Here is a 7,737-nt window from a genome sequence, read left to right as displayed (position 1 = left end):
TTTATTATGGTCAGCCTCAGGGTGAAGTGTGTCTAATCAACAGGGTTTTCGGTCTCTAAGTACTTTTTAAAGGGAACATCATCGACTCAAATCTCTATTTGCAACAGTGCCAAAAAAACCAACTTCAAGTTGGTTTTTCTTTTTTAATCATCAGTGGCGACCTTAACACCATATCCAATTAAACCTGCAAGGCTAGCATAGGCTATTTTGGCATAAATCGAACCCCACCAGACCGTAATTTTACTGGCACCAAATTCCCGAACCGTTTGCCCCATAAAATTAGTGGTTTCATAGAAATTTTTAGCAGAATAACCTAACGCAATATGATCAAGGACAGGGAATAAACTAAAAGCTAAACCTACTGCTGCTGCGGGGAAAGTAAACTCTCTTGATAGACCGAATTTTCCAGTAATAAATACAAGCGATACCACGATAATTAATCTAATGATAGTCCATAGCATCACTGTGAAAGGCAAGTTAAAGATGCCTGCTCCCTGCCACGCAAGACCGCAAACAACTAACACGATAAAGCCTACAACTATCAGGAATAATACAAATTTATCATGATCATCTTTACTCATTAAAAAGTCTTTTATGGTTTGTTATTTTCACTTGCTTATGCCAGGTGAAGTTAGATTCTAGGTGTATTTCTAGGGGTAGTATTAAGATTGCTTTGCAGCTTCATCTTGTGATTAGGAGCATTCAAATTTTCTTCCGGTGCAGTAATCTTTTGCTTCAATAACTGCTCACGGTACTCGCTATAAACTTCAGTTTTATTGCGGGCAGTAAAACGGTGTGCGCTCTGATCTTTAAACTCTGTGAAGTACCGATCTGAATACTTAACAGAAAGTTTTTCAAATGGAATCTCATATTCCATATCATTGATTCGAGCTTTAATCATTGGTTTATCTTTCATCTTGTAGGCATCAAGAACCTTTAATTCTGTTCCCTTCTCAAAGGTTTCTTTCTTAAAGAATCCAGTCTTGATCTGTAACCCTTCCTCAAGTTTGAGAAGCTCACCTTTTGCAATTTTCATACCTCTAATGCTACCGATCTCATCACCTAAAATAGATTTAGATTTAAGATTCGCACGAACCTCGGTAACAATTTCTTCCTTCGTGAATGTACGATTCTCTGAAGTTAAAGCATGTATCTTCGAGTTAATTCCGTATATCTCCCGCTTATCTTCAATATGGTGGCGGTGATCTTGCAGATATGCTTTGATCAATTTTTCTTGCTTGTCTACTAAAGTGAAGTCTGTAGAAAATTCTTTCTTTTCTGATCGTCCTAGAACTTTTTTGAAGTTTTCAAAAGGTGTAACTTCTTTTTCAACAGGATTGTAATTCTGATCATATGAGATTTTCCCATCTGGACGTTTAACGAATTCTTTTTCATTCGTGGTAAACGACATAGCAGAATAATTAATTTCGACATTATGTTTATGTCGGGTCAAAGCAACATAAGTTAAATTAGCATTCATGTTCTCACTCGCCACAATATAGGCATTATCAACAGTCATACCTTGTGATGAGTGAATAGTATTTGCATAACCATATTTAAATTGGTTGTATTCATTTAAATCTACTTTAATGATCTCATTATTTCTATCTGACTGAACCATCATAAATTTAATGTTATTAAGATTATCTTTTTCAAAACCGATTACTTTTGCTGTTTCACCATTGCTAACTTTTAATTTTGAATCATTCTGCTTAAATACAATTTTTTCTCCGACAGTAATTTCAATATCACCGAAAGCAGTTTTAACATGATTACCAGTAGCAGAAAGTTGACCATTTTTAATTAATACATTTCTTGCCATGCGGTTTAATTCATTCACATCATTATTTGAATGAGCAAGCATTAACTTATTTTCGCTAGAATCTTCACTCCAAGATTTAATAGTTTTGGCTAGTGCTAGATCGTGAGATTCATATTCATTAACAGCATTAATGGTCTTATAAATATCTAATGCTTTGTCAACTTCATGCTTAGATAACAACTTAGATGCTTCAATCATTTTCTCTGATTCCTTCGCATATTTTTGTCGTTGTATATTTTCTAATGAAGCAATATTTTTCTTATCAAGGTTATCTTGAATATGAGCAAAAGCAGAACCAGCACTAACAGCACTTAACTGATAACTATCACCAACAAGTTTTATTTGAGCATCATGCTTCTCTACGATCATGAGAAGTTTTTGCATGTCTCTTGAGCCGACCATCCCCGCTTCATCTAAGATCAAGACAGTCTTATTATTGATCTCAAAATTACCACTTTCATATCGGGCAAGGAATGAAGCAATTGTACTGCTTGGAATATTACAATCGTCAGAAATAGCTCTAGCTGTAATTGCCTGCAAAGCAATACCATGAACTTTATAATCTGAAGTTTTGAAGGCTTCAGAAACAGCACTAAGAACATAAGACTTACCAGTACCAGCCGAACCATTTAGCAATGAGATTCGATCAGTAGAAGTCAAAGTATAATAGGCTGCTTCTTGCTCTCTATTGAATGTTCTTTTATCAGCAATTTTTACAGCATTTAAAGTGAATTTTTCAGTTAAATTAAATGGCTTCTGTACTCGACTTTGCTCATTGGCATTGTAGATAAATGCAGTAATAGAATCTTCAATTCCGACCAATTCTTTTGATGAGAATACAACCTTATCTTTCCCAAACAACATTGCCATATCAGGACAAGTCATTACAGCTTCATAGGCTTTAAGATATTGTTCTTGACTGTCAGTATGAGCCATAACAAAACGCTCAAGATCACGGGCAGTAAATACAGACTGATTAGAAGTTAAAGCTCTAATAACTTCCGAAGGACGCTCAATAATAATTTCGCCATTTTGATGACGTATATTTTTTATATTTTCATTAATGAAATATTTATGATTACTAACATAATCAGCCCTGAAGTTTTGACTGGATAATTCAAGCCCCTGAGCCTTATAACTTCTATGATCTATACGAGCATCAAGACCTAAATTTTCGCAAAAATCGTTTACATGGTTAGCCCATGATAAGCGTGTATCTGCCACAAAAACTTTAGATGAAAAATAGCGATCTTTACCTGCCCCGCCCTTTTCAGGATTAGTCGGATTGTAGCGTTTAAAGTGTTGTACTTCGTCACGATCAATACCATCTAATTTTCTTTCACTAAACATCAAATGAATATGAGGATTTTGTTCACCATCACTTGCTAATGGGCTATGAATTGCATAGGAATATGTGAAGTTTTTACCTAAAGTCTTATCTACAAATTCCTGTACTAATTCTTCACGTTGTTCTTTATTCAATTCTCTAGGCAATGAAATTTCCAATTCAGTATAAATACGTCCATTAATGCGTTCGTTCTTATCTGCTGACTTCCAAAAATGAGCAGCATCTTTAGCCCAATTTGGTAAATTTCCTGATTTTATATTTTCTAAATCTTCTCTTTTGTATTTACCTTCACGATTTATATAAGCGTAATGGCTTGCCCCTCGACTTCCCGAAGAACCGTATTGCCTACCTGATTTAACTGATAAGTGATAAATCGCCATAATTCGCCTATTTTGAATCTGCTTTTTTTGTTTCTCGGAGAGAAACGCGGAAGCGTGCATTCCAACTGCTGTTGTCATGATAACTTCAATATATATTCGCTACAAGGTGATAACCCATAGTTCAGAAACCCCAAATCTGAGGGTCTATAAGTGACACGATTAATAAGGATTTTTTTAAGCTATAAACTGTAATTTTTTGTTATTAGATAGACATTAGGATATTTTTTAAACTAAAGGACTGAAAGCCAATTTTAAAATTTTAAAAATCCTATAAAAAATGATCACCTGGCTAAATATTTTTCAATTCAAGTCATACTCAGAATAAATATTTCTTTAATTGTAAAAGTCAGAAATTAATAATTTAATATGATTTTTGTTGTTTAGTGCTGTAATAGATTTCCTCTATTTTTAGTTATGCTATGATTTAAAAATATTGACAATGAGGAAGTGGCAATGGCTATCGAAAATCTAAAATTTACTGAAGATCAAAAAAAGTTTGTAACTGATGAAATCTCTCGTTTGAAGGGATTAGAGAATAGAAACCAAACTGAAGATTTAATTTTGTCACTTGTTAAAAGTATTGAATCAGGCTCACCAACAAAGCAGCAAATTAGTTCATTTGAACGTGTAATGAAAAATGAATTTAAAAAACATAAAGCACGTTTAGAATTAGAAAAAATTAAGGAAGATGAAAAAAAACTTTTAGCTAGTTTGAAAAAAGATGCTCAAGCTGCTCAAGTTAAAGATCGCAAAAAACGTGAACATAAATTAATTTCAATTGGTGCGCTTTTTGAAATAGTAGATTTCCCAACTGAAGATAAAGGAATTATTACTGGTGTTCTTTTAAAGGCTCTTGAATCATATAAATCCAATCCCCAACATTTTGACAGTTTAAAAATTGCTGGTGACAAATTTATTGCTGATCGGGAACAATCAAAAAAATCTAAATCAACTCTAGTTGATAATTCAGGCTCTACAAATTAAAGAATATTCAAACTGGTAAAAATATAATTTAATTTTTTTCAGTCGCAACCCTGCGGGATTGCTTTGTTAATCCCGCTTATAGGTAACATGGAAGTAGTTGCGGGTCTGCGGTCAGCTAGCCAAAATCACAGATTTTGTCTGCTTCGCTTGCCCCATTCAACAGTAATCAGAGAAGGGAGGATTTTTCAGATTTTTCAGTTCGCAAAGTAGACACTTTGCTCTGCTCTATCGTTTAGGATTCAATATCTTTTTTTGAAAATTCAAAATAAATTAAATCTTTTTTACCTAGCTCAACCATTATTGAATTATAAAAATTGACAGGTAAATTTATAAATTCCTGATGCTCCGACCATAGTGCTTGTTCACCTTTGAATAGATATTTATATCTTGGATTGCCAAGTTCTATACGCTCTTTTTCTTTTGCAATTACTTCCGATCTGATTGCATTAAGCATATCTACAATTTGAATTGCTTTAGGGTCAATTTGATATTCCCTAGAGCTTTTCCCATTAATCCAAAGTTGAGCATCACGGCTATTGTACTTAGTTTCTTCCGTGTGGACTACCTTGTAAAATTCAATTATTTGCTCTGGGCTATATAAACCATTTCTGAAGCATTCAATTTTGAATTGAGCATTATTCATTTTTTCAGTTCCTTAATATTCATTATATGATACGCAATGAACCGCATTTTTTTGAAGCATTAGAAATCTAAACATCAAAAAAATGCGGGTGACTATTACCCCTATTTATTTTCAAATAAGAGCCTTAAATATAATTGCCAATCTTTATATATTAATTTTGAATGCTTCATATTTTCCTCTGTAGTGAATTGACCCCCTTCAGGGGGTCAACTGTTTTATGCGTATGATGATGTATAGCAGCGTTTATAAACTTTTGTACCTGTCGGCAATAATTCAAAATCTAATACTGTTGCATTTGCAGACTGATGAATCACGATATAGTTATCCATGATCTTTTTTTTCATTGGCTCTTTGCTGGTAAATTCATTCGGTAAAGGCACAACATAACCTTGCATTGAACCTGTTGCATCATAAGCCTGTTTAAGTTCACGGATGACACAATATGCCCGGCTTTTCTCAATAACTTGATAGAAGTCTACATTTGTTTGCTCATATCCCCATGAGGTATATAAGATCGTCCCGATCTCTAACTGATCACGGAATTTTTTAATTCGGGCTTTTTGTTCTTCCTTGTTCTTGATGGCGTTTTGATGGCTCAAGTTGTCTGATTGAATATTTTGAGAAACAGCTTCTTTCATACGTTCAACTGTTTTAAATCTAGTGTAGATAAAAGGGGGTCGTTTGCGGGAGAGGGCGAAATCCTACGCTAAGGCTTTGGCCAACGATATTCTCCGGTAAGATTGATGTGTTCCCAGGGGATAGGAGAAGTCGCTTGATATCTAGTATGACGTCTGTCGCACCTGCTTGATCGCGGCCGCGATAGCTAGATCGCGTTGCTCCTCTTCTCCATCCGCGTTCCAAGCTGCGGAAAGGCACCCATAAGCGTACGCCTGGTCGAGCAGGCGACGCGGATCGACGTCCAGCGCACGAGAGAATGCGTCCGCCATCTGTGCAATGCGTCTAGGATCGAGACAAAGGTCGTCTCTGTCAGCCGGATCGTAGAACATATTGGCGGCGCCAAAGCCCACTTCACCGACCAGACCGACGGGATCTATCACCAGCCAGCCGCGACTGGAGAACATGATGTTTTCATGATGCAGATCGCCATGTAGCCCACGCAGTTCCGAGGCATTGCTCATCATTTGATCGGCTATAATCGCCGCGTGGACGTAGTCAGTTTGACAACCTGCGTTTTGATCATCGCGCGCCCGCTGAAACAAAGCTGCAAAGCGATCCCGGATCGGGAGAAGGGCAGAAGGCAGGGGTTCCTCAGATGCGGCATACAGCTTCGCCATTAGTTCCGCTGCAATTTCGGTCGCCTGGTAGTCGCCGTGCTCGGCAACGATGTGAGAGAGCATTCGCTCCCCGGCATATTCGAGCAACATCAGATTGTTCTCACGACCGAGCAACCGGACTGCTCCCCTCCCATTGCGCCATACCAGATAGTCGGCCCCGCGCAGTTCATCAGCAATGTCTTCTATAGGTTTCAATCCCTTGACGATTGCAGGAGTCCCGTCTGGCAATGAAACTTTCCAAACGAGGCTGGAAAAGGTGTCCGCAATGAGAACAGGTTGCGAAACGTGCCAATGAGCAGGAAAAACAGGCGGCATGAACATCAACCCCAAGTCAGAGGGTCCAATCGCAGATAGAAGGCAAGGCGTTCGCGGTCGGGGGCTTCGATCCCCAATACATTGAATAGGACAGCGAAGGCGCGCTCTGCTTCATCTGGCGCTGCCCAGTTCTCTTCGGCGTTAGCAATCATGAGTGCCAAATCGGCATAGCGATCTGCTGTTCCGAGCCGCCCAAGGTCGATCAGACCCGTGCATTGAAGAGTTTTAGGGTCCACCATGAAGTTCGGCATGCAGGGATCACCATGGCAAACAACCATATCGGTGCGCTCTTGGTCGAGCCGCACCGGTAGCTCTCGTTCGACACGAGCCAAAAGATCGAGCTGCGGCGTACTCTTGTCCTCGTCCGGTAAGAAGTCGGGATTGACGGCATTGCGGGACACCACATCAACGGCGCGTCCGAACATTCGCGACAGCCTGCGCTCAAACGGACATTGATCAACCGATAGGCTGTGAACAGCGCCAAGTTGCTGCCCCATTGACGGCCACGCTTTGAGCAAATCCGCTCCAGACAGATCAGCCGCCGGTACTCCCGGAATTGCCGTTATCACCAAGCATGCACCCTCCTGTTCCTCCTGCCAGTTGATCACCTCGGGGCAAGCCACACCTCGACCTTTGAGCCAAATGAGGCGGTCACGCTCTCCAGCGAGCTCACCGCGGCGGGAAGCAGGTGCGATTTTCGCGAAGGCATGCCCGTCACCACGTCGAAAAACAAAATCACCAGATTCTCCGCCTCTGACAGGCAACCAGTCAGAATGCGATTCACCAAAAAAAATATTAGTTCGATTCAATGGAGGTTCCTTCAGTTTTCTGATGAAGCGCTCTGTACACGACAAAAATAGATAACTCATTGAAATAATGTCACAATAATTGTTTTCTAACGACGAATACTATGACACATCTCAATGAGTTATATCTTATCTTAAACAAAT

At 38.7% G+C, this 7,737-nt stretch carries 7 protein-coding genes; 1 reads left to right on the top strand and 6 read right to left on the bottom strand.

The window, feature by feature from the left end:
- Positions 1 to 143: 143 nt before the first annotated feature.
- Positions 144 to 581, bottom strand: a complete 438-nt coding sequence (locus ACTL4S_RS16150; RefSeq protein WP_000030933.1) for a hypothetical protein — start codon at positions 579 to 581, stop codon at positions 144 to 146.
- 50 nt (positions 582 to 631) lie between these two features.
- On the bottom strand, positions 632 to 3,550 hold the full coding sequence (locus tag ACTL4S_RS16145; RefSeq protein WP_005119228.1) for an AAA family ATPase: 2,919 nt from the start codon (positions 3,548 to 3,550) through the stop codon (positions 632 to 634).
- 453 nt (positions 3,551 to 4,003) lie between these two features.
- Between ACTL4S_RS16145 and ACTL4S_RS16140 the strand changes: the two genes are divergently transcribed.
- Positions 4,004 to 4,534 carry a conjugal transfer protein TraD gene (locus ACTL4S_RS16140; RefSeq protein ID WP_000963725.1) on the top strand — a complete coding sequence of 177 codons (531 nt, stop codon included), beginning with the start codon at positions 4,004 to 4,006 and terminating at the stop codon, positions 4,532 to 4,534.
- Between the two features lie 232 nt (positions 4,535 to 4,766).
- Here the strand turns inward: ACTL4S_RS16140 and ACTL4S_RS16135 are convergent, their stop codons facing one another.
- The 4 genes from ACTL4S_RS16135 to aph(3'')-Ib form a co-directional block, all read right to left on the bottom strand.
- Positions 4,767 to 5,177, bottom strand: coding sequence for a hypothetical protein (locus ACTL4S_RS16135; protein ID WP_001057867.1), 411 nt, complete (start codon positions 5,175 to 5,177; stop codon positions 4,767 to 4,769).
- 215 nt (positions 5,178 to 5,392) lie between these two features.
- Positions 5,393 to 5,815 (bottom strand): hypothetical protein, encoded by a 423-nt coding sequence (locus ACTL4S_RS16130; RefSeq protein WP_000656635.1) that lies wholly within the window; start codon positions 5,813 to 5,815, stop codon positions 5,393 to 5,395.
- Between the two features lie 141 nt (positions 5,816 to 5,956).
- On the bottom strand, positions 5,957 to 6,793 hold the full coding sequence (locus ACTL4S_RS16125) for an aminoglycoside O-phosphotransferase APH(6)-Id (protein ID WP_000480968.1): 837 nt from the start codon (positions 6,791 to 6,793) through the stop codon (positions 5,957 to 5,959).
- Positions 6,793 to 7,596 (bottom strand): aminoglycoside O-phosphotransferase APH(3'')-Ib, encoded by an 804-nt coding sequence (aph(3'')-Ib, locus tag ACTL4S_RS16120; protein ID WP_001082319.1) that lies wholly within the window; start codon positions 7,594 to 7,596, stop codon positions 6,793 to 6,795. Before aph(3'')-Ib ends, ACTL4S_RS16125 begins: the two co-directional genes overlap by 1 nt.
- Positions 7,597 to 7,737: the final 141 nt, after the last annotated feature.

Origin of the sequence: Acinetobacter lwoffii, assembly GCF_052078135.1 — a bacterium.
Classification (GTDB): domain Bacteria; phylum Pseudomonadota; class Gammaproteobacteria; order Pseudomonadales; family Moraxellaceae; genus Acinetobacter; species Acinetobacter lwoffii_Z.
The sequence above is the reverse complement of the archived record's forward strand: the minus strand, read 5'-3'. Positions and strand labels throughout refer to the sequence as shown.

Coding starts and splice junctions, on each gene's coding strand:
- ACTL4S_RS16150 (WP_000030933.1), bottom strand. CDS start 581: ATGAGTAAAGATGATCATGATAAATTTGTATTATTCCTGATAGTTGTA.
- ACTL4S_RS16145 (WP_005119228.1), bottom strand. CDS start 3,550: ATGGCGATTTATCACTTATCAGTTAAATCAGGTAGGCAATACGGTTCT.
- ACTL4S_RS16140 (WP_000963725.1), top strand. CDS start 4,004: ATGGCTATCGAAAATCTAAAATTTACTGAAGATCAAAAAAAGTTTGTA.
- ACTL4S_RS16135 (WP_001057867.1), bottom strand. CDS start 5,177: ATGAATAATGCTCAATTCAAAATTGAATGCTTCAGAAATGGTTTATAT.
- ACTL4S_RS16130 (WP_000656635.1), bottom strand. CDS start 5,815: ATGAAAGAAGCTGTTTCTCAAAATATTCAATCAGACAACTTGAGCCAT.
- ACTL4S_RS16125 (WP_000480968.1), bottom strand. CDS start 6,793: ATGTTCATGCCGCCTGTTTTTCCTGCTCATTGGCACGTTTCGCAACCT.